This window comes from Pseudotamlana haliotis (genome assembly GCF_008806375.1).
GTDB lineage: Bacteria > Bacteroidota > Bacteroidia > Flavobacteriales > Flavobacteriaceae > Pseudotamlana > Pseudotamlana haliotis.
Genome location: NZ_WAAT01000046.1, coordinates 79,804 through 104,092, shown reverse-complemented (window position 1 = coordinate 104,092; position 24,289 = coordinate 79,804). Strand labels below are relative to the sequence as shown.

Here is a 24,289-nt window from a genome sequence, read left to right as displayed (position 1 = left end):
AATTAAAAAGGACTTTAAAAGAATTCTGTTATTTTTGTTTTAATGCAGGAGCAACTTCAAAAATACATTCCGCCAAAGGCTTTAGCTCAAATTTCAGAGCTTGTACAACACGAAAATTTAGTTGTTAAAATCAAGCAAGAGCGTAAAACGCGTCATGGTGATTATAGGTGTCTGCCTAACGGAAAGCATGAAATCACGATTAATTCTAATTTGAATTCGTATCGCTTTTTAATAACTTTGATTCATGAAGTCGCTCATTTAGAAGCTTTCAAAACCTATGGAAGAGCTATTAAACCACATGGTAAAGAATGGAAGTATACCTTTCAGCATTTAATGTTACCGTTTTTAAATCCTGAAATATTCCCTGTAGATTTATTGCCTTTGCTGGCAAGACACTTTAAAAATCCCAAGGCAAGTAGTGATACCGATGTTAACTTATCGTTGGCTTTAAAACAATATGATGAACCTAACGATAAAACCTATATTTTTGAGGTTCCGCAAGGAAGTGTTTTTAAGATCTATAACGGTAAAATATTTCAAATGGGGACCCAACGCGTTAAAAGATTTGAGTGTATTGAAGTAAAAACAGGTCGTGTATATCTGTTTAATCCCAATGCAGAAGTTGAATTGATAAAATAAAAACTATGAATAAGAATTATTATGCCATATTAATGGCTGGAGGGGTAGGATCTCGATTTTGGCCTGTAAGTACTGAAGAATTTCCAAAGCAATTTCATGATATGTTAGGCACAGGTGATACCCTGATTCAGAAAACATTTCAGAGACTGTCGAAGCTTATCCCGAAAGAAAATATTTTTATTTTAACTAATGCCCGATATAATGATTTGGTTTTAGAACAGCTTCCTGAGGTAACACAACGTCAAGTGGTTTTAGAACCTGCCATGCGTAATACCGCACCTTGTATTTTATATGCTTCTTTAAAAATACAGAAGGAAAACCCAGATGCTGTTATGATAGTGGCGCCTAGTGATCATTGGATTGAAGATGAAACTACCTTTTCAAAAAATGTAGAGCAAGCTTTTGAATTTTGTTCCAAAAATGATGCGTTAATGACTTTAGGTATTCAGCCAACATTTCCAAATACAGGATATGGTTATATAGAATACGATAAGTCTTCCGCGGAAGCGATAAAATCAGTTAATCAATTTAGAGAAAAACCAGACTACGAAACCGCAAAAGACTTTATATCCCAGGGGAATTTCTTGTGGAATGCAGGGATTTTCATGTGGAGCGTACAAACGGTAATTGATACTTTTAAGAAAAATCAGCCAGGGTTATTCGAATTATTTGAAAAAGGTTTGCCTGTTTATAATACTGATGACGAAGCCGATTTTATTGCAGAAAATTACCCGAAGGCCGAAAATATTTCTGTCGATTATGCCATCATGGAGAAGTCTAAAAATGTTTATGTGATTGCTGCAGAATTCGATTGGAATGATCTAGGAACCTGGGGTAGCTTATACGACAAGCTGGATAAAACCGAGAACGGTAATGCTGTTGTGAATGCTAGAGTGCTGCCAGAAGACGCTTCAGGGAACATGATTCGTACGAAAAAAGATAAAATCGTGGTTGTTGATGGTCTGAACGATTATATTATTGTTGATAAAGAAGAAGTTTTGCTTATCTTTCCTAAGTCTAAGGAACAAGACATTAAAAAAGTACTCCAAAATGTAAAGAACACCTTTGGAGAGCAATACGGATAATCATAAATGAGCGAAGAAAGTAAATTTAATTTTTCGGAAGAGGAAGCCGAAGCTAAGGCTAATAAGGTTGCTGAAGCAGCTGAAGCTGAAAAAGATAAAAATGTAAAAGAGTCTAAGGACGCCGTTAAAAAGGATGCCCAAGGTCTTTTTGATAGTATCAAGATCTTTCTAAGAGAATTATTAGATTTTAGAGATGATACGGATAGGGAAGCTACAACCAAAGCGATTGTGGCCGATATTCCTTTTAAAGGCGCAACCGCATGGATTTTGGTCTGTTCTATTTTTGTAGCATCTATTGGATTGAACGCCAACTCTACCGCTGTGGTTATTGGAGCCATGTTAATTTCTCCGCTTATGGGCCCTATTTTAGGTATAGGCCTGTCCATTGCTATAAATGATATTGATACCCTAAAGAAGTCTTTGATAAACTTAGCAACGATGATTGTTTTAAGTTTATTAACGGCTTTTCTGTTTTTCTGGCTCTTTCCTTTGAGTGAAGATACATCGGAGCTCTTAGGGCGTGTAAGACCTGATATTCGAGATGTGCTTATCGCTTTCTTCGGTGGTTTAGCCTTAATTATTGCACGTACTAAAAAAGGAACCATTGCTTCTGTTATTTTTGGGGTAGCTATTGCTACGGCCTTAATGCCACCACTTTGTACAGCGGGCTATGGTTTGGCCAAAGGTAACTTTGTTTATTTTGGTGGGGCGATGTACTTGTTTACTATTAACACTATTTTCATCGCTTTAGCGACCTTTTTAGTATTGAAGCTGCTAAGGTTTCCTATGCTTAAATACGCGAATTCTAAACGTCGTCAATTCATATCTAGAGCGGCCATGTTGTTGGCTATAGTGGTTATGGTACCCGCGGTTTGGACTTTCTTAAACGTGTTAAAAGAAAGTAATTTTAAGCGAGATGCCGGTAATTTTATTAGAGAAGAGTTAAGCGATTTACCACATGGTGATTACATTAAAAGTAACGCTTCTTACACTTTTATAGATGATAAACAATCGACTATTGAATTAAATACTTTTGGTTTAGACGAAATTCCTGAAACGACCATCGCTATATTAAGTAGTCGTTTGGAGGATTATAGCGCCTTAAAGAATACCAAATTGGTTATCAATCAGAATCGCTCTAAAAATTTAGATAATTTTAGGTATATGGAGGAGCTGCGTACACGTGATTCTTTAGACCTTTTGTCGCAAACAGATAAAATTAAATATTTAGAAAATCGTTTACGACGCTTTTCTAAATTAGAGAGTAGTTATTTGGCTTTTGAAGGACTTACTGAAGAGTTGAATATTAATTATGAAAATATTGACCGTTTTTCATATGCCAATGTCATTAATACCGATTTCAAGCAGAAAGATACGATTTCAGTTTTTTCCGTTAAGTGGAAAGAAGATTACGCTGAAGAACAACGTGCCAAAGAGAAATCGAAATTAGAAAAGTGGCTGAAGCTAAAGCTTAAATTGGATACTCTGGTGGTTAAGCGCTTGAATTAAGGTTGTTGGATGTTGGTTGGCCGCTCTCACTCTAGTGGGGGTTATTACACAGAGCTTCGCAGAGGTTTCACAGAGACTCACGAAGTATTTTTTAGAAACATATACACTGATTTTACAGAATTTATGCGCTACTCCTTTACGCCTTCACGAGAAATCAATTAAATAGTTTTCGAGATAACACTAACTGTTTTCTTCTAGGTACATTCTGCGCACTTTTTTGAATAAGTTTGAAGAGTAAACAAAATCAGTAACGACCTCATTGTCGGTTCTGAAAATGTTTTCATGAGAGCCTTCCCAAGCTTTTAAACCGTCTTTTAGAAACACAATTTTTTCCCCAATTTCCATCACCGAATTCATATCATGCGAGTTAATTACCGTTGTGATTTGATATTCTTCTGTAATTTCCTGAATGAGGTTGTCAATGACAATGGCGGTTTTTGGGTCTAAACCTGAATTAGGTTCGTCACAAAATAAATATTTGGGTTTATTTACAATGGCGCGAGCAATAGCTACACGTTTTTGCATCCCACCTGACGCTTCACTAGGCATCTTATTGTGTGCATTTTCAAGGTTGACACGGTTTAAAACAAAGTCTACACGGTCTTGCATTTCGCTTTTACTTTGTTTGGTAAACATACGTAAAGGGAACATCACGTTCTCAGCAATGGTCATCGAATCAAATAAAGCACTGCCTTGAAAAACCATGCCTATTTGTGCACGGATATTTCTTTTTTCGTCTTCACTAAGTTTTGATAATATTTTTCCATCGTAGGCAATAGATCCGCCTTCATAATCAAAAATACCTAACAAACATTTTAGGAATACCGTTTTACCAGCGCCACTCTGACCAATAATTAAACTGGTTTTCCCTTTTTCGAAGTTGGTGTTAATGCCTTTTAAAATTTCGGTATCACCAAACGATTTGCGTAAATCTTTAACTTCAATCATTAGCTTAATAACATTTGGGTTAGTAAATAATTTAAAAGGATGATAAATACACTGGTCCAAACAAATGATGTTGTACTGGCCTTACCAACTTCAAGGGCACCACCTTTCATATAAAAACCATGGTAAGACGGAATAGTGGCTAATAAAAAACCAAAAACACAGGTTTTTATAAAAGCATAGGTAATATGAAAAGGATCAAAATCTAATTGTACACCAGTAATATAAGCTTCAGGGGAACTAAATCCGCCATACATACAAGCTACTAATCCGCCAACAATTCCTAAAAACATACCTATACAAATAAGAAAAGGGTAAAGCATTAAAGCGATGAATTTAGGGAAAACCAAATAGTTTACCGCATTAATACCCATAACTTCAAGAGCATCTATTTGTTCGGTAACACGCATGGTTCCTATACTAGAAGTAATGAAAGAACCAACCTTACCAGCCATAACAATGGAAACAAATGTTGGAGCAAATTCTAATAAAATGGATTGTCTCGTGGCGAAACCAATAAGAGATTGCGGTATTAAGGGGTTGTCTATATTCAAAGCTGTTTGAATGGTAACAACACCACCCACGAAAAAAGAAATAAAAGCAACAATGCCTAAAGAGCCAATGATTAAGTCATCGATATCTTTTAAAATAAGTTTTTTCATGACGCTCCACTTTGTGGGTTTGTGAAACATTTCACCAATCATCAAAAAATAAGTTCCAATATTATGCAGGTATTTCATATGCAATTTTGTAGCTGCTAAAGTAAAAAAAACTTGGGGGTATTTAACCTTAATTTTAAATTAAGGCAGTATTAAATATGTATTTTTGAGTTTCCAAATTTAAATGATAATGAAATATATATTTTACATCGCTTTTACTATTGTATTTAGTTTTTCTGCTAAAGTACAAGGGCAATCTGTTTCAAATACTTCAAAATCACCTGTACAGCCAAAGTTGGTAGTAGGTATAGTAGTAGATCAAATGCGTTATGATTATTTAACACGTTTTGATTCAAGATACGGAGATGGTGGTTTTAAGCGTATGATTAGCGAAGGTTTTAACTGTAAAAATAACCACTTTAATTATGTGCCAACGAAAACCGCTCCTGGTCATGCGGCAATATTTACAGGAACAACTCCAAAATACAATGGAATCATTTCTAATTATTGGTATGATAAGGAAACTAAGGAGGAGGTTTACTGCGCTGGTGATGAAAGTGTACAGCCATTAGGAACCACTGATAAGGCCGGTAAAATGTCACCAAGTCGTATGTTAACAACAACTTTTGCAGATGAAAATAAATTATTTACCCAAATGAAGGGTAAAACGATTGGTATTTCGGTGAAAGACCGTGGTGCTATTTTACCAGCTGGTCATACTGCAGATGCCGCCTATTGGTTTCATGGCGATGATGAAGGTGTTTTTATTTCGAGCTCGTTTTATATGGAAGCACTTCCAAAATGGGTGAGCAAATTTAACTCTAGTAAGCAAGCTGCGTCATATCTTAAAAAGTGGGATGTGTATTATGACATGGATACTTATACGGCGAGTGGTCCCGATTTGAACGACTATGAAGGTGGTTTTAAAGGTAAAGAAACGGCAACGTTTCCATACAATTTGAAAAAGTTAAAAGACCAAAATGGTAACTATAGTATTTTAAAAGCAACGCCTTTTGGAAATAGTTTAACCACAGATTTTGCCATTGCTGCTATTGAAGGCGAAGATTTAGGTCAAGATGGTATTACCGATGTGCTTACACTTAGCTATTCTTGTACAGATTATGTCGGACATAATTTTGGTGTAAATTCAAAGGAAATAGAAGATACTTATATCCGTTTGGATAAAGATTTAGAGCGTTTTTTTAATGTTTTAGATAAAGAAGTAGGAAAAGGAGAATATGTGGTGTTTCTAACTGCGGATCATGGTGCAGTTGATGTTCCTGCTTATTTACACGCGCACAATATTCCTTCAGGATATCTTGATAACAAAGGCCGAAAAGAAGTGTTTAACGACTTTTTAGTGAAAACATATGGCACAACCGAGGTGGTTGAAAATATCAGTAACGAACAGATTTTCTTGAATAAAGCCAAATTAAAAGAATTAGGTCTAAAGTCGGTTGATGTCCAAAATGCTATTGTTGAAGAGCAAATGTCTTACATGCATATTTCAAAAGCTTATACTAGAAATGCTATTGTTTCAACGGAATTCACTGAAGGCATTGAGGGGATGATAAAAAGAGGGTTTAATCAAAAACGTTCTGGAGATGTGGTTTTAGTCAATGATCCAGCATACATTTCATACGGAAAAACGGGATCAACTCATGGTAGTGGTTTAAATTATGATACCCATGTACCTTTCTTGATTTTCGGACAAGGGGTAGCTCACGGAGAAACCACAGAGCGTACCAGTATTACCGATATTGCACCAACCATTTCAACCTTATTAGGCATTAGCTTTCCAAATGCTGCTACAGGAAAACCTTTAGGTTACGTATTAAAATAAATGAGTAAACGGAGTTTGTATGCTATTGTAGCCGCACTTATCATGGTAGGTGTGTATGGTTATGAACATTATTTAAAAGTAGAAGAACAGCAAGGTGTTATTGAAGAAGGTAGTACGCCGAAAACAACCACAAATACTTTCTTCTTACCTACAAGTACCACTGGGGAGGTGGTGCATCACAAAGGCTATTCTTTGTCGTATAGCGAAGCTCATGAACAACCAGAATGGGTGGCTTATGAGTTGAAAAAATCTGATTTATCAAGTCATAATTTCAAACGCCCATATTTTGAAATTGATCCTGCGGTAAAGACTGGTGCGGCACATTGGCGTAATTATAAGAATTCAGGCTATGATCGCGGACATCTGTGCCCTGCAGGGGACAGGCGGTCGAGTAAATCTGCCTATGTTGAAACGTTTTTAACCAGTAATATTAGTCCGCAAGAGCATGAATTTAATGCCGGTATTTGGAATGCTTTAGAACAAAAAGTACGGTATTGGGCGGCCAAGTACGATGGTGTTTTTGTAGTGACTGGCGGTGTTTTAAAGGGAAACCTGGATGTTATCGGTGATGAAGCTGTGACTGTTCCTAATTACTTTTATAAAGTATTGGTTGATTATAATGGCGGGAATACTAAAATGATTGGGTTTTTAATACCTCATAAAAACTCCAATAAACCACTTTATGATTTTGTAGTGCCTGTAGATCAAATTGAAACCCTTACTGGTATTGATTTCTTTCCAGAGTTGGACGATGATTTAGAAGATCAACTGGAAGCGTCAGCGGAGTATAAAAATTGGGTGTTTAACTAAACTTGGCGAGCATGCCTTTCCAACGGAGGTTTCTAATGAATTTCCCTTCTTCTTCGGAAACTAAAAAATCAATTTGATCTTTTTTTCCTTTAAAATAACCGGCAAGATAATCTTTAAACAAAGCGAAACTTTTCTTTTTAAAGGCCAGTTTTGCAGCTGAAATTAAGGTGATTGTAAAACCATAGCGCATTTTATACATGGCTTCCCCTTGTAGGTACTTTGAAGCTTTGTTATAGCTGATTCCTGTTGGTTTTAAATGCTTCACGTGTAAGGATTCGTCGGTGATGAGTGCCCAACCGTAATATTTAGCCAGTAGTTCATCAACGGTGTCCCAACCCATGGAAGGTTTTAGTTGTCCGATTTCTTCAAAACAAGCCCTTCTGTAGGCTTTTAACGCACCTCGAATATGGTCTTTATTAGTGAGGTTTTCTAAAACCCACTCGTTATTTTTTTCAATATAACAGAATCCAGCGGCCATACCAAGATTCGGGTTGGCTTTAAAATGTGAAGCTAATTGTTCTAAATAATGCTTCGGAAAAATAAGATCGGCATCAAATTTACAAATCACATCGTATGCTTCATCTAAAGTTTCAAAACCTTTGTAAAAGGCATTGATGATTTTAGAACCTGGCAAATGCTTGTTTGATGATTTTGAATTCACCAATGAAATAAACGGATGCTTTTCCGCGAAAGCGTTTACAATAGATTGTGTTTTATCTGTTGAATTATCATTCACCACAACCACACGTTTTGGCAACAAGGTTTGATTGACCAAAGACTCTAAAGTGAGCCCAATCGAGGTTTCTTCGTTATGTGCTGGAATGACAATGTAGAAATTCAAAATAGAATTTTTTATAGGGTGCTTTTAAATACGTTCGGCATAAACAATATAATACCTTGGTGTGAACCAACGTAAAATAGGGCGAATTCCAATTTTTTTAGTTGGGTTAGTCCATTTTTGGCGGTCTATAATTTTCCAGCCTGCTTTTTCTAAGAGCCAGTCAAATTGCCAATCTTCAAATTCGTGATAATGACGGTCCAACATATCTGTTTTACTTCTGTAAGCAGATGAAAACCAAAGTTTCAGCGGAATACTAGCCACCAATTTATCTGATTTAATCGCTTTAAGAACGGTAAAAGGGGACAGTAGGTGTTCAAAAATCTCAAAAGCTGTAACGACTTCGGCTTCAGAATTTATAATGTTTGAAGTGTCGAGGTCTAAATCTTCTCCTTTTGTATTTTCAACCTGATAACCATGTGCTTTCATGATTTTAGAAAACGGATTCACAACGCCTAAATCTAAAATAGATTCAGAAGTGTTGATGTGTTTTTCTAAAAATTCAATGGTATGTTTAAAACGTTTGTTTGGAAATGTTTTTTCGTACATGAATGGTTTATTTTTTATTTCCGTGAAAGCGGAAACGACAAATCATGAATTCCTAAGCTTATACCTTGTAAACAATGGCGTTGATGTTCATGCCAGCACCAACACTTGCAAACATGATGTGGTCGCCTTTGTTGATTTCTTGTCCGTCCATTTCACCATTTAAAATTAAATCGTATAAAGTTGGCACGGTAGCAACGCTAGAATTACCAAGTTTTCCAATACTCATGGGCATGATGCCTTCGGGCATTTCCATATCGTAAAGTTCGTAAAAACGCTTTACAATGGCTTCGTCCATTTTTTCGTTGGCTTGATGAATCAGGATTTTCTTGATTTTAGAAATGTTAATGCCACTTTTATCTAAGCAAGATTTCATGGCTAAAGGCACGTTGTTTAATGCAAATTCGTAAATTTTACGTCCGTGCATTTTAATGTAGCACCTTGGGTCATCACTCTCCTGGTTGTAAGTTTCTCCGAAGAAAATAAAATGAGATTCATCTAAGGCAAAAGTAGCTGCTTCGTGGGCTAAAACACCACCTTTATCGTCTGTAGCTTCTAAAACCACAGCTCCGGCGCCATCACTATAAATCATAGAATCTCTATCGTAAGGGTCAACAACACGAGATAAAGTTTCAGCGCCTATAATCAAGCATTTTTTGGCGATGCCAGATTTAATAAAAGCTTCCGCTTGAATCACACCTTGAATCCACCCCGGGCAACCAAAAAGTAAATCGTAACCCACACATTTTGGGTTTTCAATACCTAAAAGATGTTTTACTCTAGAAGCAATGCTTGGCACGGTATCACTTTGAACGCTACCGTTTTTTACATCACCGTAATTGTGAGCAACAATAATATAATCAAGGTATTCTTTAGAAATATTGGCCTTATCAATAGCCTTTTCAGCAGCGAAAGTCGCAATGTTCGAGGTGGTTAAATCTTTTTTGATGTAACGACGCTCTTTAATGCCTGTAATGGCTTTGAATTTTTTGACAATGACTTCGCTAGGCGCATTAATTATTGAACCATCACTATTTAAAAATGTATGTTTATGAAAGTCTTCGTTTCTTTCTACAATAGAAGGAATGTAGCTTCCAGTTCCTGTTATTTTTATGTTCATAAAAAAGGAGTTGCCTTGATTAAATTTTAATACCTAGCAATATAAAACGTTTTAAATAGTGATGGTTATAATTTGTTTAATATTTACGATGTTCAACCTTAATTTTAAGCTTCAATATAGTCTTCAATAGGCGCACAAGAGCATATTAAATTTCTATCACCATAAGCATCATTCACACGTCTTACGCTTGGCCAAAACTTATTGTCTTTCACATAATCTATTGGAAAAGCAGCTTGTTCACGGCTGTATGGGAACTCCCAAGTATCGGCAGTGACCATAGCAAGTGTATGCGGTGCATTTTTTAAAACGTTGTTATCATCGTCTTTTGAAGCGTTATCTATCTCATTCTTAATAGAAATCAAAGCATCACAGAATCTATCGATTTCGGCTTTGCTTTCGCTTTCAGTAGGTTCAATCATTAAGGTTCCAGCAACTGGAAATGATAGGGTAGGTGAATGGAAACCGTAATCAATTAATCGCTTAGCGATATCGGTCACTTCAATACCATTGGCTTTAAAAGCACGACAGTCTACAATCATTTCGTGTGCTGCTCTACCACGTTCACCTGAATATAAGGTGTCAAAACTGCCTTGTAAACGATTTTTGATGTAATTCGCGTTTAATATAGCAACTTTGGTTGATTCTGTTAATCCTTCGGCTCCTAACATTTTGATGTATCCGTAAGATATCAAGCAAACTAAAGCAGAACCAAACGGTGCTCCAGAAATACCAGTAATGGCTTTTTCACCACCAGTTTTTATAATCGGGTTTCCAGGTAAGAAAGGCACGAGTTGCTCAGCAACACAAATTGGGCCAACGCCAGGACCACCACCACCGTGTGGAATGGCAAAGGTTTTATGAAGGTTTAAGTGACAAACGTCTGCACCAATATTTCCAGGATTTGTTAATCCAACTTGGGCATTCATATTGGCACCATCCATGTAAACTTGTCCGCCATTATCATGAATAATCTTAGTGATTTCTTTAATAGCAGATTCGTAAACCCCGTGTGTAGAGGGATAAGTTACCATTAAACAAGATAAATTATCAGCGTGTAATTCTGCTTTTTCACGTAAATCATCAACATCAATGTTTCCTTCAGCAGTAGATTTTGTTACGACCACTTTCATACCGGCCATTACCGCACTCGCAGGGTTTGTACCGTGAGCAGATGAAGGAATTAAACAAATATTTCTATGATGGTCATTACGAGATTCGTGGTAAGCTTTAATCACCATAAGTCCAGCTAACTCCCCTTGAGCACCAGAATTTGGTTGTAACGAAGTGGCAGCAAAACCTGTGATTTCGGTTAATTGATCTTCTAATTCCTTAAGAATGGTTAAGTAACCCTTAGCCTGTTTTAAAGGGGCAAACGGGTGAATGGTTCCCCAGTTTACAGAGCTAAGCGGTAGCATTTCTGAAGCTGCATTCAATTTCATGGTACAAGACCCTAAAGAAATCATAGAATGGTTTAATGATAAATCTTTGCGCTCAAGCATTTTGATGTAACGCATTAATTCAGTTTCAGAATGATGACTGTTAAACACGTCTTCTGTTAAGAAATCTGTAGTTCTTTGTATGTTTTCTGAAATGTTATTGTGTTGCTCAACTTCAGAAACTTTAATCGTTTTTTTCTTTGCAGCTTTAGCGAAGATGGCAATTAAGTCGTTGATGTCGCTAACCGAAGTTGTTTCGTTTATAGAAATGGTCACGGTCTTTTTATCAGGATAAAAGAAATTTACTTTTTTATGAGAAGCAATTTTTTCAATCTTTTTTGCTTTTGTTTTTATCTGAAGCGTATCAAAATACGAGTTGTTTATTTGTTCGTACCCTAATTCCTCTAAGGCCTTTGCTAAGGTTGCTGTTTTGTTGTGAATTTTATTGGCGATAAATTTTAAGCCTTTCGGGCCGTGGTATACGGCATACATACTTGCCATAACGGCTAAAAGTACTTGTGCAGTACAAATATTAGAAGTGGCTTTATCACGTTTAATGTGTTGTTCTCTAGTTTGTAAAGCCATACGAAGGGCGCGATTGCCGTTCATGTCTTTAGAAACACCAATAATACGTCCAGGTAAATCACGTTTATACGCTTCTTTAGTGGCAAAATAAGCTGCGTGAGGTCCTCCATATCCCATTGGAATACCAAAACGTTGGGTGGTACCAACAACAACATCAGCACCAAATTCCCCTGGTGCTTCTAATTTTATTAAGCTTAAAATATCGGCAGCCACAGCGACTTTAATTCTAGCGTCGTTTGCTTTTGAAATGAAAGATTCAATGTCTGTAATTTGACCAGCTTTTCCAGGGTACTGTAAAAGCGCTCCGAAAAATTCAGAAGAAAAATCGAAAGTTTCTTCATTACCAACAACGAGTTCAATACCTATAGGTGTTGCTCTTGTTTGAAGTACCGATAAGGTTTGAGGTAAAATATGTTCTGAAACAAAGAATTTATTAATTCCTGCCTTTTTCTGGTCACGTTCGCGTACTGCAAATAATAAGCTCATGGCTTCTGCAGCTGCTGTACTTTCATCTAAAAGTGATGCATTGGCAATTTCCATACCGGTTAAATCGATAATCATGGTTTGGAAATTCAATAAAGCTTCAAGTCGGCCTTGGGCAATCTCAGCTTGATAAGGCGTATATGCCGTGTACCAACCTGGATTTTCTAAAACGTTACGTTGAATCACCGCTGGTAAAACCGTGGGATGATAGCCTAAACCAATATAAGTTTTGTAAACTTTATTTTTTTGAGACAAAGCATGAATATGAAGTAAGTATTCATACTCGGTCATTGGCTGGTCTAAATCAAGCGGTTTTTTTAAACGAATATCATCAGGAATGGTTTCGTAAATTAATTGATCTAACGAGTCTAAACCTAGAGTTTCTAACATAAGGTTTTGGTCCTCTTCTCTAGGGCCAATATGACGCAAAGCAAACGCGTTTGTATTCATAAAAGTGTATTTGTATAAATAATTCGCAAAATTAATGAATATTTATGGTGTTTTATTGCGAAAAATCGAAAGTTTTCAACGAATTGAATTCTCTAGCAACACTTTAACTACATTTGTTTTATGAATTTGTTAAAAAAGGGTTTTGCTTTCTATATATATAGTAGTATTCACGTGGCTTTAGCGGCTATGTCACTGTGTTGGGTGACCTTGTTGGAGTTGGGCTTAGGTTTTGATAAAGTAGTACTTTGCTTTGTTTTCTTTGCTACCATTTCGGGTTATAATTTTGTTAAAATTTATGGGCTTGGAAAATTTTATAAAAAGCGCTTCGGAAATTGGCTGCAATGGATTCATGTTTGTTCGTTTTTTTCCTTTTTACTGATGTGTTATTTTGGTCTGCATTTGAAACTCCAAAGCCTTTTAATTATGGGTGTGTTTTCAGCGTTAACTTTTTTTTATGCTTTTCCGTTTTTGCGCGGAAATACGAGAAATTTACGACAGGTAGAAGGTCTGAAAGTTTATATTATAGCTGTGGTGTGGATGGGAGTGAGCGTATTTCTACCAGTAATTAATGAAGGTTTTGCCATGACTCAAGATGTGCTGTTAATGGGCGTTCAGCGTTTTGCTTATGTACTCGCTTTGATGTTGCCTTTTGAAATACGTGATTTAAAACATGATGCTTTGAATTTAGAAACCATTCCGCAGAAAATTGGGCTAAAAAAAACTAAGGTTTTAGGGGGGCTACTTTTGGCTTTTATTTTAGTTCTGGAGTGTTTTAAAACACAGTTTTCTGTTTCTAGAATGGGGGTCTTGGCGATTGTACTGTCTGTAACAGGAAGTATGGTTTGGTTTTCCAGAACCGTGCAACGAAAATATTACGCTTCCTTTTGGGTTGAAGCTTTACCCATACTGTGGTTACTTTTAGGATTGGTAATTTTTTAGTGCCTTGTCTAAAGTTTTTTTCATGACTTCCTTGCATTTGGGGTCTAAGCAATCGATATTCGATTTTTTAATGCATTCTGATAATTTGGTGTTCACTTTAGTGTGTTTACGGCAACTCATGCATAAAACAACATGTAAGTTTAGCTTTATTTTTTCCCAAAGCGAAGCTTCTTTGTACTGTACTTTGTCACAAACCTGACTCGCCTCTTCGCAAGGCATGAAAATCCTTATCCTACTCATAACTTATAACCAATTTTCTTTTAAACAATCTGCCATAGCGGTTCGTGCTCTGTGAATGATTACCCAGAGATTAGACGCTGTAATATTCAGTTCATTACAGATTGTTTCTGTTTCATAATTAAGAATGGTTTTCATTTTAAAGACTTCAGCTTGTTTGGCGGGCAATTTACTCAAGCAGTTATGTATGGCATCACCGAGTTCGGTGTTTTCTATATCGTTTTCCGCTGTTTTATCGTAAGGGTCGGCAACACGCTCTTCTAGCCAATCGCCTTCACTTTCGGAATCTCTGTAGTTAATTCGGACTTCAGCTTTACCTTTATTGGAGTTTGTTTTACGGTAATGGTCAATGATTTTTCGCTTTAAAATAGAGATAAGCCAAGTACGCTCACTGGCTTCACCCTTAAAGTTTTTCATTGATTTTAATGCTGCCAAAAAAGTATCCTGCACCAAATCTTGCGCCATGACTCGGTCACTTACACGCGAAATGGTGTAATTGAATAAGTAATCTGAATATAGATCGATCCACTTATTAGGGTTAATTTGGTGATTTGGCATTGACAAACGATATTTAGAGTTTCAAATGTAGTTGAAAAAAATGAATTTTATTTAGAGATTAATCCCGCACGTCGTAACAAAGCTTCAGGTTGAGGCTCTTGACCTCTAAAACGCTTGTAAAGTGTCATTGGGTTTTCGGTGCCTCCTTGAGACAGTACATTGTCCTTAAATTTTTGAGCTATGGTCTTATTAAAAAGACCTGTTTCTTTAAAATATTCAAAAGCATCGGCGTCGAGTACTTCAGCCCATTTGTAGCTGTAATACCCAGACGAATAGCCACCCTGGAAAATATGAGAAAACGCTGTGCTCATACAGTTTTCTTCAACTTCAGGGTAGAGCGTAGTTTTTTTAAAGGCTTCTTTTTCATGCGCTTTCACGTCTGAAATATTGCTAGGGTCTTGACCATGCCAGCTCATGTCTAGTAAACCAAAACTTAACTGACGTAACGTTTGCATCCCTTCGTGAAAAGCCGCTGATTCTTTAATTTTTTCAACCAAATCCATAGGAATTACTTCGCCTGTTTCGTAATGTGTTGCGAACAACTCTAAGGCCTCTTTTTCGTAGCACCAGTTTTCTAAAACTTGACTTGGTAATTCTACAAAATCCCAATACACACTAGTTCCAGAAAGACTCGGGTAAGTGGTATTGGCTAGCATACCATGTAGGGCATGTCCAAATTCATGGAATAAAGTCGTCACTTCATTAAAGGTTAAAAGTGAAGGTTTACTTTTTGTAGGTTTAGTGAAATTACAAACTATTGAAATGTGTGGCCTGCTATTTTCGCCATTTTTAACGTATTGTGGTTTGTAAACCGTCATCCAAGCACCGTTTCGTTTTCCTGCTCTTGGAAAAAAATCGGCGTAAAAGATAGCGACTAAATCGCCGTTAGCGTCGGTCACTTTATAAGTTAAAACATCGTCGTGGTACTTGTCGATGTCGTTAATTTCTTCAAAATTTAAATCGAATAATTTATTGGCTATTATAAAAGCACCGTTTATAACATTTTCTAGTTTGAAATATGGTTTGAGAAGCTCATCATCTAAACTGAATAGTTTCTGTTTTAATTTTTCAGAATAATAAGCGCCGTCCCATTTTTCAAGGTGATCAAGATTGTCACGTTCTTTGGCGAAGGCCTCAAGTTTTTCGAATTCAATTTCAGCCGCAGGCTTCGCTTTCTCTAAAAGTTCGTTTAAAAAGTTTGTAACGTTTTCTGGAGTTTCAGCCATACGTTCTTCTAAAACAAAGTGGGCGTGGGTTTTGTAGCCTAATAAGTTTGCGCGCTCATGGCGTAGTTTTACGATTTTGAGAACGTTTTCTTGGTTGTCTAAAGCATCACCTTTAAAGGCTTTAGCACCTGCTTCTAGAGCTAATTTTTTTCTGAGTTCGCGGTTGTCGGCATAGGTGAGAAACGGAATGTAGCTCGGGTAATCCAAGGTAAACATCCAACCGTCTTTGTCCTTAGATTCAGCTAACTGTTTAGCAGCTTCAATGGTGCCTTCCGGAAGGCCAGATAAATCGGATTCATCGGTAATTAGCATTTCAAACTTGTTGGTTTCCGCCAAGACGTTTTCACCAAATTTAAGACTCAACTTACTCAATTGCTTGTCGATGTCTCTTAGTTTTTGCTTTTTGTCTTCCGCTAGATTAGCGCCGTTTCTAGAGAAACCTTTGTATTTTTTATCAAGTAATGTTTGTTGTTCAACCGTTAAATCTAAATCATCTTTAGCATCATAAACCGCTTTTACACGTTTAAAAAGGGCTTCATTTAAAGTGATATCGTTACTAAATTCTGATAGTAATGGTGATACCTCTTGTGCGATGTTTTGAATGGTTTCGTTAGTTTCTGCAGAATTTAAATTAAAGAAAATACTCCCCAAACGGTCTAGCTGTTCGCCCGAGAAGTCTAAAGCTTCAATGGTGTTTTCAAAGGAAGGCTTTTCAGTGTTGTTTGTGATACTATCAATCTCTTTTTTAGCACTTTCAATAGAATCTTTGAAGGCTGGTAAAAAATCCTCATTTTTTAGTTTTGAGAATGGAGCCGTTTGAAAATTAGTATTGTAAGGGGTGATTAGTGATTTATTTATCATTTCTTTAATTTATATGTTAAATATTTAATTTACTATGTATGCATAATAAAAAAATACGTATTTTTGAAGTCATAATTGCAGAGTGACTAACTCAATAGAATTATTTGTTAATAGCTGAAAAGCCCCAAATTTATTTTTGGGGCTTTTTTCATACTATAAATCTCTTGCTGATTCGTGAACCTTCACTTTCAAGCCTTCTTTATACATCACTATTTTATCGAGTACACATTTATCGCTTGCGCCAATAATTTGAGCTGCAAGAATACCTGCGTTTTTAGCACCGTTTAAGGCTACTGTAGCTACAGGAACACCTCCAGGCATCTGTAAAATAGATAATACAGAATCCCAACCATCAATAGAGTTGCTGCTTTTTACAGGCACTCCAATAACAGGTAGTGGTGATAATGATGCAATCATACCTGGTAAATGTGCTGCGCCACCAGCGCCAGCCACAACGACAGAAAAGCCTCTGGTATGAGCGTTTTTACCATAATCAAATAATTTTTCTGGTGTGCGGTGTGCTGAAACAATATCAACTTCCACTTCAATATCAAAACCTTTTAAGATGTCGATTGCATCTTGCATAACGGGAAGGTCGCTTTTGCTTCCCATAATAACGCCTACTTTACTCATATCTATTCGCTTATTACTTTAATACTGTTTTTTACTTCTTCGGCAACGCGTCTCGCTTCATTTAAATCTTCATTCACAATGGTCACATGTCCCATTTTTCTAAACGGTCGCGTTTGTTTCTTACCGTAAATGTGTGGTGTTACACCATCTAACTTCATGATGTTTTCTATGTTTTCATAAACCACATTTCCAGAATAGCCTTCAGCGCCTACTAAGTTAACCATAACACCTCCAACTTTATTATCAGTGCGGCCTAAAGGTAAGTTTAATATCGCTCTGATGTGCTGTTCAAATTGCGAAGTATAACTCGCTTCAATAGTTTGGTGACCAGAATTGTGAGGTCTTGGTGCGACTTCGTTAATGAGAATAGTATCATCTTGGGTTTGAAACATTTCAACAGCTAATAGCCCCACATGGTTAAAGGCTTTTGAAGCCGCTAAAGCCACATCTTCGGCTTTTTTAGCAATGGCTTCTGGAATTCTTGCCGGACAAATCACATACTCCACTTGGTTGGCCTCTGGGTGAAATTCCATTTCTACAACCGGATACGTTTTCATTTCGCCTGAAGCGCTTCTAGACACAATCACAGCCAATTCGTTTTTAAAAGGCACTAACGATTCTGCTATACATTCCACATTTGGTAAATCTGTTAAATCATCAACCGATTTTACAATTTTCACCCCGGTACCATCGTAACCAAACTGCGCACATTTCCAAACAAAAGGCAATGTTACACCACCATGAGCAATGGCATCTTTAATTTCAGAAGTGTAAGCAAAACGTGAAAACGCTGCGGTAGGCAGGTCGTTATCAACGTAGAATAACTTCTGCGTAGCTTTGTTTTGAATGGTTCTTAAGGTTTTAGAAGAAGGATAAACTTTTACGCCTTCTTTTTCTAGAGCTTCAAGGGCATCAACATTAACGTTTTCAATTTCAAAAGTTAAAACATCGACTTGTTTTCCGAAGTTATAAACCGCATCATAGTCCATTAAATCACCCAGCTGAAAATCGTCACAAGCAATTTTGCAAGGCGCTTCATCGCTAGAGTCTAACACTGCGGTGTAAATATCGAATTTTCGTGTGTTGTACAGTAGCATTTTACCAAGTTGGCCGCCACCTAAAATACCAAGTTTAAAGTTTGATGAAAAATAATTCATTAAATGTGTTTTTTACTAATACCATTTTTACCATAAAATAACCTATTAAAATATGTTCTTTTTCGTTTATACTTCAAAATGAAACTTAACCGTAGCTATAGCTATGCTTGCGTTTTCTTTTTCGTCTAAACAAAAAATACCTGCTTTTTATTTAAGTCATTTTAAAGTGAACATGATATATATCGAAATTAGGATAGGCAAAAATACGGTTAAATCTTAAATTAGTTCCTAAAATCAAAATCAAAAAATGGTTATTGCTCAATCTATTGATTATCTTTGCCTCTTTAAAATAAATTTAAGTTTTGATCAAGCTACACGATAAGTTCTTTAAGCCCTTTATTTCAGCCAAACAGATAGATGATGCACTACAACGTATGGCCACAGAAATAGCTGATGATTTAGGTGATATAGTCCCTATGTTTATTGGTATTTTGAACGGCTCATTTATGGTGGTTAGCGATTTTGTTAAGAAATACCCTAAGCCTTGTGAGGTGACTTTTATTAAGTTAGCGTCTTATGAAGGTGTGAAATCTACCGAAGATATACAACGCTTAATAGGATTAACGCAAGACTTAACTGGACGTACGGTAATTATTCTGGAGGATATTATTGATACAGGAAATACTTTAGCCGAAGTTCATCGTATTTTTAAAAATGAAAATGTAAAATCTTTAAAAATAGCCACGCTTTTCTACAAACCAGAAGCTTATAAAAAAGATTTTAAACTGCATTATGTCGGTATTGAAATTCCAAACAAATTCATAGTGGGTTACGGCTTAGATTATGATGGTTTAGGAAGAAACTTGCCAGAAGTATATCAAATAAAACAAACTCAACATATGACAAACCTAGTGTTATTTGGCCCTCCTGGTGCCGGTAAAGGAACGCAAGCAGAATTTTTAAAGGAAAAGTATAACTTAGTACATATCTCTACAGGTGATGTTTTTAGATTTAATATTAAAAACGAAACCGCTTTAGGGATGCTAGCAAAATCATATATCGATAAAGGTGAATTGGTACCAGACCAAGTGACTATTGATATGCTTAACGCAGAAGTTGAAAAGAATGCCGATGCTAAAGGATTTATCTTTGATGGTTTTCCACGTACTAATGCACAAGCAGAAGCTTTAGAGAAATTAATGGATTCTAAAGATTCTCAAATAAATGCCATGATTGCCCTAGAAGTTGAAGATGAGATTTTAGTGCAACGTCTTCTAGGAAGAGGGAAAACAAGCGGCCGTGCAGACGACGCTAACGAATCTATCATTAGAAATAGAATCACAGAATATTATAACAAAACCGCTATCTTAAAAGAATACTATTCAGCTCAAGATAAATACTTTGGTGTTGATGGTGTTGGGAGCATAGAGGATATTACAGAGCGTTTAAGTGCTGTAATTGATAAATTATAGATTAAAACTTTATGGAATTCCCACGAAGGTGGGAATCTCATAAAACAACTATACATTTTAATAATAGTTTGTTTATACCCAAGAAGGTATTTAATATAACTTCATTAAAAAAGATTCCCGCCTTCGCGGGAATTATAAATAAATAAAGACAATGACTGAAGGGAATTTTGTAGACTACGTAAAAATGTATGTGTCTTCCGGAAACGGAGGTAAAGGCTCTTCGCATTTACATCGCGAAAAATATATCGCAAAAGGTGGCCCTGATGGTGGTGATGGAGGTCGTGGCGGACATGTTATTGTTCGTGGGCAATCAAACCTATGGACCCTTCTTCATTTAAAGTTTAAGAAACACATTCGCGCTGGCCATGGTGATCATGGTAGTAGCGGCCGAAGCTTTGGTAGTGATGGTGAAGATGTGTACATTGATGTGCCTCTGGGAACCGTAATTCGTGATACCGAAACCAACGAAATTCTTTTTGAAATCACTGAAGAAGGCGAGGAGCGTATCTTAGCCCAAGGAGGAAAAGGTGGCTTAGGAAACTGGCACTTCAAATCATCTACCAATCAAACGCCACGTTACGCCCAACCGGGACTCCCTATGGAAGAACGCTACGTGACCATGGAGTTAAAGGTGTTGGCCGACGTCGGACTTGTAGGTTTCCCAAATGCGGGGAAATCGACTTTGCTTTCGGTAGTGACTTCAGCAAAACCTAAAATTGCCGATTACGAGTTTACCACCCTAAAACCTAATTTAGGTATTGTAAAATATCGTGAATACCAAACCTTTGTCATGGCCGATATTCCGGGTATTATTGAAGGTGCGGCCGAAGGAAGAGGTTTAGGGCATTACTTTTTACGTCATATTGAGCGTAATTCCATATTACTATTTTTAATTCCAGCCGATGCTGAAGATATTAAAAAGCAATACGATATTCTTTTAGACGAGCTGCGTCGTTACAATCCAGAAATGTTGGATAAGGAACGTATTATCGCCATTTCAAAAAGCGATATGCTCGATGAAGAGCTTAAAGCTGAAATGAAAGAAGAACTCGATAACGAATTGCCAATTCCTTATATGTTCATCTCTTCAGTTGCCCAGAAAGGGATTACTGAGCTTAAAGATGTCCTTTGGAAGATGTTGAATTAGTAAACGTTATTGCTTCCGCGAAAGCGTAAAATTTTTCATAAATAATATAATTTGATATTCACGGCTTTTGGGCGTTCCCTAAAGGTCGGGCTTTCCACTGCAATCTTTTTAAAAGCGTTGTGCGTTCTCATGGTATTGCGCGTGTTTATAATCGGGTATATGACATGGTTTATGATTATTCTTCTGGCTCTTTTAAAAAGGATTTCCGTTGCAATCCCTAACGCAAACAAAAGACTTCATTGGTATTTGTTCAGGTTAAATGTTTTTCCCTTAGATATTAATACCATTTCGTATTTGAAATTACCGCAATAAAACGCCCTTTTTTCCTTTCTGTTTCCGAATAAAGAAAAAAATCATCCTCGTTGTGCAACGAAGCAGACTATTATCTTATAGTAATTTCAAACAAAAACCGCTGTAAAACCTGACGCAATCTGTTATTTTATAACTATCATAACGCTATAAACTCTAATCTTTATATTTCATTTTGTAATTTTAACTAATAACTATCATGGAAACATTAAAAAATAAAGTTGCATTAATTACGGGAGGTACAAAAGGTATCGGTTATGGTATCGCTGAAGCTTTAATTGCACAAGGAGTTCATGTTGTAATAACCAGTAGAAGTGCCGAGGCCGCTGATGAATCTGCAAAAATGTTGAATTCTAGAGCTAAGAGTCCTTTAGCACTGGGTATTAAGGCAGATGTACGTGATTTTGAGAGTCAGCAAAATGTAGTTAGAAAAGTGGTGAGCAAGTATAAACAGCTTGATTATGTGATTGCAAATGCGGGTTTAGGTCATTTCGCATCTATAGAAGAGTTGTCTGTCGAGCAGTGGCAAGACACTATTGATACCAATTTAACAGGTGTTTTTTATACCATCAAAGCCAGTGTGGAAGCCCTTAAAAAATCTAAAGGTTATTTTATTACGATTTCAAGTTTAGCCGGAGCCAATTTTTTTGCAAAAGGTTCGGCTTATAATGCCAGTAAATTTGGTGTAACGGGGTTCACCCAATCGGTGATGTTAGATTTAAGACAGCACGGTGTTAAAGTGAGTACCATTATGCCAGGCTCTGTGTCAACACATTTTAATGGTAACGAGCCAGACGCTAAAGACGATTGGAAAATTCAAATAGAAGACCTTGGTGAAATGGTTGTTGATTTACTAAAAATGAACCCGAGAACCTTGCCGAGTAAAATTGAGGTGCGTCCTACCATGCCACCAACTAAATAAGCATTAGAATTTAGTTTTTGACTAAGCGTTTACTTGAAATTAAAGAATTTCCGGAATAGAAATTTGCAATATAGATTCCAGAATTCAAATGGCTGATATCTATTTGTTGAGGTTCTAAGCTAGAAACGTTAATAGTTTTAATTTGTTTGCCATCCATACTAATAATGTCAATTTTTAAAGGCGCATTATGAGTGCCTTCAAATTCTAAATTAACTAGGTTGTTTGATGGATTAGGATATATGGAAATATGGAATCTATGCGTTTCGCTTTCAATTTCTGTGATGCCAAAAGTTGAGTAATTAATCGTCCAAGTAACTACATAGGCATGAACACTTTCATGATTATCTACCATGACTAAATCGGTGTTGTCGGTAACTATTGCGGTTAAGACGTTGGTGTCTTTAAGTAAATCAGCTTCTGTGATTGCAACGGCATCGACATCAGACGCATAGGGGAGCGCGTTTAAGTTCCAGGTGCTTTTTAAGGTATTTGGATTTGGAGTGGTGAGTTGTAATTCAAAACCTATAGGGAAATTTTCGGCATCTACCGTTGTGGTATTTGGTAAATAGCTGTCAATAGGTGTTGTTAATTCATGAATTTTTTCAACAATACCTTCTTTACAGACCGCACAAAAAGGTTTGTCAATAACTTCCATGATACAGGTGCCCGCGTTTGGTTTGTACCAGTCTTTAGGTGTTGCCCCTGAATAATACTGATGGATTCCTGCTTTATTTACATTATACCAATTTTTCCATTTTACTCGAGTAGGATCTGTTTCTTGAGTCATGTTAATGCCTTCGCGAGCCAAATGATCCCCAGGATAATACTCGTCTAACAGGTTAAATAAGGAGTGTCCCATTTCGTGCATGGCTACATATACACCCCAATGGCCATTGTAAGTTACAGGAAATTGGCCGCCGCTACCTCCGTAATGCGGAGTGTTAACAAGAATTAAACCTTGGTCATACATAGGGAAATTATCAGCCAATACATTTGTGATTTTGATTTCTGTATTATTGGCAGCATTTCCGTCAATTTCATAAAATAGGAGTCTGTGCCTGCCATAGGCATCAAAGGTGCTGTTGAAGTAAGTGTCTACCATTTGTGTTGGGTGGGCTGGTTCTGCTAAATCTGTAGCTGTTCCTGGGTGGTCAGCACCACTTTCATTTGAGGGTACTTTGATAGCATACACGTTAAAGTAATTGGCGTACTCTTTAAACGGACTCGTATTAAATATGGTGTTTGAATAACTCTTTGCGTCTGTGATAAATTTGTCCAATTCACTAGCTTGGTAACCTTCACTTAAAATGACAATGTTTATCTTTTTGTCATCATCACCAGAAATTTTAATAGCTTCTACAGGGAAGCTTTGTGCATTTGATAGTTGAATCGCAGCAAAAAAGAGTGTTATATATGGTAAAAAGATTTTCATTCCTGGCTTATCTTAGTGCTAATCAGATTTTTTGAGTTGGCAAAGTTACTAATTGTGATGATTTTGGTATTTCTTTTTAAGGAAATTCTATTGGTGAATTTCGTAGTAGTCACATGAACAGTCTCAGTTTCGAAACTTTTAGAATCATTTAAAGATTCTATGGTTTTTTTTAATGGGTTTTTTATCAAACTACGATCTATAATATTAGACTGTTCATCAAATTGCAAACAGATCAAGTCACCATCAACAGCGTTATTTGCAGAATGATCACTATTTGGTTTTAAGTAGCCATCAACAGTTTTTTGATTTATAAAGGTCATGCTTCTTTCTCCTGATGGCGATTCATTAATGCTGTAAGTTAAAAAAATGATTTTAGGGTTTTCCTCAGTCGTAGTTTCTATGGGTGTTTCTGTTTTTGTGGTTTTACAAGCCTGAACAAACCCTAAAACGATGGCAAGCAGAATTGTAGCTTTATACCTTTTGAATGAGAAATTTTTCATGACTTGTT

The 24,289-nt window shown here is 36.6% G+C and carries 22 protein-coding genes; 9 read left to right on the top strand and 13 right to left on the bottom strand.

Translation table 11 applies throughout. The features are described 5' to 3' along the window. Window positions 1-42: 42 nt before the first annotated feature. The 3 genes from F6U93_RS10720 to F6U93_RS10710 are packed head-to-tail and all read left to right on the top strand — an operon-like array spanning window position 43 to window position 3,233. Window positions 43-639, top strand: coding sequence for a SprT-like domain-containing protein (locus F6U93_RS10720; RefSeq protein ID WP_150939643.1), 597 nt, complete (start codon window positions 43-45; stop codon window positions 637-639). A gap of 5 nt (window positions 640-644) precedes the next feature. Next, entirely contained in the window at window positions 645-1,724 is a 1,080-nt protein-coding gene (locus tag F6U93_RS10715) for a mannose-1-phosphate guanylyltransferase (protein WP_150939641.1), read from the top strand. Window positions 1,725-1,730: 6 nt separating this feature from the next. Beyond that, window positions 1,731-3,233: a DUF389 domain-containing protein gene (locus F6U93_RS10710; protein ID WP_150939639.1), complete on the top strand. Its 1,503-nt coding sequence runs from the start codon at window positions 1,731-1,733 to the stop codon at window positions 3,231-3,233. Between the two features lie 180 nt (window positions 3,234-3,413). Here F6U93_RS10710 and F6U93_RS10705 read toward each other — a convergent pair whose 3' ends face one another. Continuing rightward, the gene (locus F6U93_RS10705; RefSeq protein ID WP_150939637.1) at window positions 3,414-4,181 is read right to left on the bottom strand and encodes an ABC transporter ATP-binding protein; all 768 of its coding nucleotides are present in this window, start codon (window positions 4,179-4,181) and stop codon (window positions 3,414-3,416) included. Next, window positions 4,181-4,918, bottom strand: a complete 738-nt coding sequence (locus F6U93_RS10700; RefSeq protein ID WP_150939635.1) for an MlaE family ABC transporter permease — start codon at window positions 4,916-4,918, stop codon at window positions 4,181-4,183. Before F6U93_RS10700 ends, F6U93_RS10705 begins: the two co-directional genes overlap by 1 nt. A 109-nt stretch (window positions 4,919-5,027) precedes the next feature. On the opposite strand from F6U93_RS10700, the gene pafA reads away from it, so the two are divergent. Both pafA and F6U93_RS10690 read left to right on the top strand, forming a co-directional pair. Then, entirely contained in the window at window positions 5,028-6,680 is a 1,653-nt protein-coding gene (pafA, locus tag F6U93_RS10695) for an alkaline phosphatase PafA (protein ID WP_150939633.1), read from the top strand. Next, window positions 6,681-7,490, top strand: a complete 810-nt coding sequence (locus tag F6U93_RS10690) for a DNA/RNA non-specific endonuclease (RefSeq protein ID WP_150939631.1) — start codon at window positions 6,681-6,683, stop codon at window positions 7,488-7,490. Here the strand turns inward: F6U93_RS10690 and F6U93_RS10685 are convergent. From F6U93_RS10685 to gcvP, 4 genes are all read right to left on the bottom strand, one after another. Then, window positions 7,483-8,331, bottom strand: a complete 849-nt coding sequence (locus F6U93_RS10685) for a glycosyltransferase family 2 protein (protein WP_150939629.1) — start codon at window positions 8,329-8,331, stop codon at window positions 7,483-7,485. The genes F6U93_RS10690 and F6U93_RS10685 overlap by 8 nt on opposite strands. A gap of 24 nt (window positions 8,332-8,355) precedes the next feature. Continuing rightward, window positions 8,356-8,877 (bottom strand): methyltransferase, encoded by a 522-nt coding sequence (locus F6U93_RS10680; RefSeq protein ID WP_150939627.1) that lies wholly within the window; start codon window positions 8,875-8,877, stop codon window positions 8,356-8,358. Between the two features lie 58 nt (window positions 8,878-8,935). Beyond that, on the bottom strand, window positions 8,936-9,994 hold the full coding sequence (locus F6U93_RS10675; RefSeq protein WP_150939625.1) for a 3-oxoacyl-ACP synthase III family protein: 1,059 nt from the start codon (window positions 9,992-9,994) through the stop codon (window positions 8,936-8,938). Window positions 9,995-10,098: 104 nt separating this feature from the next. After that, a complete protein-coding gene (gene gcvP, locus F6U93_RS10670; protein WP_150939623.1) occupies window positions 10,099-12,948 on the bottom strand; it encodes an aminomethyl-transferring glycine dehydrogenase in 2,850 nt (949 codons plus the stop codon). A 120-nt stretch (window positions 12,949-13,068) separates the two neighbouring features. On the opposite strand from gcvP, the gene F6U93_RS10665 reads away from it, so the two are divergent. Next, window positions 13,069-13,887, top strand: a complete 819-nt coding sequence (locus tag F6U93_RS10665) for a UbiA prenyltransferase family protein (RefSeq protein WP_150939621.1) — start codon at window positions 13,069-13,071, stop codon at window positions 13,885-13,887. Here the strand turns inward: F6U93_RS10665 and F6U93_RS10660 are convergent. The 5 genes from F6U93_RS10660 to F6U93_RS10640 all read right to left on the bottom strand — a co-directional run bounded on the left by F6U93_RS10660 (window position 13,867) and on the right by F6U93_RS10640 (window position 18,559). Then, the gene (locus tag F6U93_RS10660) at window positions 13,867-14,127 is read right to left on the bottom strand and encodes a hypothetical protein (RefSeq protein WP_150939619.1); all 261 of its coding nucleotides are present in this window, start codon (window positions 14,125-14,127) and stop codon (window positions 13,867-13,869) included. The genes F6U93_RS10665 and F6U93_RS10660 overlap by 21 nt on opposite strands. Before the next feature lie 3 nt (window positions 14,128-14,130). Further along, window positions 14,131-14,682: a sigma-70 family RNA polymerase sigma factor gene (locus F6U93_RS10655; protein ID WP_150939617.1), complete on the bottom strand. Its 552-nt coding sequence runs from the start codon at window positions 14,680-14,682 to the stop codon at window positions 14,131-14,133. 47 nt (window positions 14,683-14,729) lie between these two features. After that, window positions 14,730-16,769 (bottom strand): M3 family metallopeptidase, encoded by a 2,040-nt coding sequence (locus tag F6U93_RS10650; protein WP_150939615.1) that lies wholly within the window; start codon window positions 16,767-16,769, stop codon window positions 14,730-14,732. A 153-nt stretch (window positions 16,770-16,922) separates the two neighbouring features. After that, a complete protein-coding gene (gene purE / locus F6U93_RS10645; protein WP_150939614.1) occupies window positions 16,923-17,402 on the bottom strand; it encodes a 5-(carboxyamino)imidazole ribonucleotide mutase in 480 nt (159 codons plus the stop codon). Between the two features lie 2 nt (window positions 17,403-17,404). Next, complete coding sequence (locus F6U93_RS10640) at window positions 17,405-18,559, bottom strand: 5-(carboxyamino)imidazole ribonucleotide synthase (RefSeq protein WP_150939612.1); 1,155 nt, start codon at window positions 18,557-18,559, stop codon at window positions 17,405-17,407. Window positions 18,560-18,861: 302 nt separating this feature from the next. Between F6U93_RS10640 and F6U93_RS10635 the strand changes: the two genes are divergently transcribed. The 3 genes from F6U93_RS10635 to F6U93_RS10625 all read left to right on the top strand — a co-directional run bounded on the left by F6U93_RS10635 (window position 18,862) and on the right by F6U93_RS10625 (window position 22,349). Continuing rightward, entirely contained in the window at window positions 18,862-19,971 is a 1,110-nt protein-coding gene (locus F6U93_RS10635; RefSeq protein ID WP_150939610.1) for an adenylate kinase, read from the top strand. A 151-nt stretch (window positions 19,972-20,122) separates the two neighbouring features. Next, window positions 20,123-21,118: a GTPase ObgE gene (obgE, locus tag F6U93_RS10630; RefSeq protein ID WP_150939609.1), complete on the top strand. Its 996-nt coding sequence runs from the start codon at window positions 20,123-20,125 to the stop codon at window positions 21,116-21,118. A gap of 508 nt (window positions 21,119-21,626) precedes the next feature. Further along, window positions 21,627-22,349 (top strand): SDR family oxidoreductase, encoded by a 723-nt coding sequence (locus F6U93_RS10625; protein WP_150939607.1) that lies wholly within the window; start codon window positions 21,627-21,629, stop codon window positions 22,347-22,349. 10 nt (window positions 22,350-22,359) lie between these two features. Here F6U93_RS10625 and F6U93_RS10620 read toward each other — a convergent pair whose 3' ends face one another. Both F6U93_RS10620 and F6U93_RS10615 read right to left on the bottom strand, forming a co-directional pair. After that, on the bottom strand, window positions 22,360-23,781 hold the full coding sequence (locus tag F6U93_RS10620) for a T9SS type A sorting domain-containing protein (RefSeq protein WP_150939605.1): 1,422 nt from the start codon (window positions 23,779-23,781) through the stop codon (window positions 22,360-22,362). Beyond that, window positions 23,778-24,281, bottom strand: a complete 504-nt coding sequence (locus tag F6U93_RS10615) for a hypothetical protein (protein ID WP_150939603.1) — start codon at window positions 24,279-24,281, stop codon at window positions 23,778-23,780. Before F6U93_RS10615 ends, F6U93_RS10620 begins: the two co-directional genes overlap by 4 nt. Window positions 24,282-24,289: the final 8 nt, after the last annotated feature.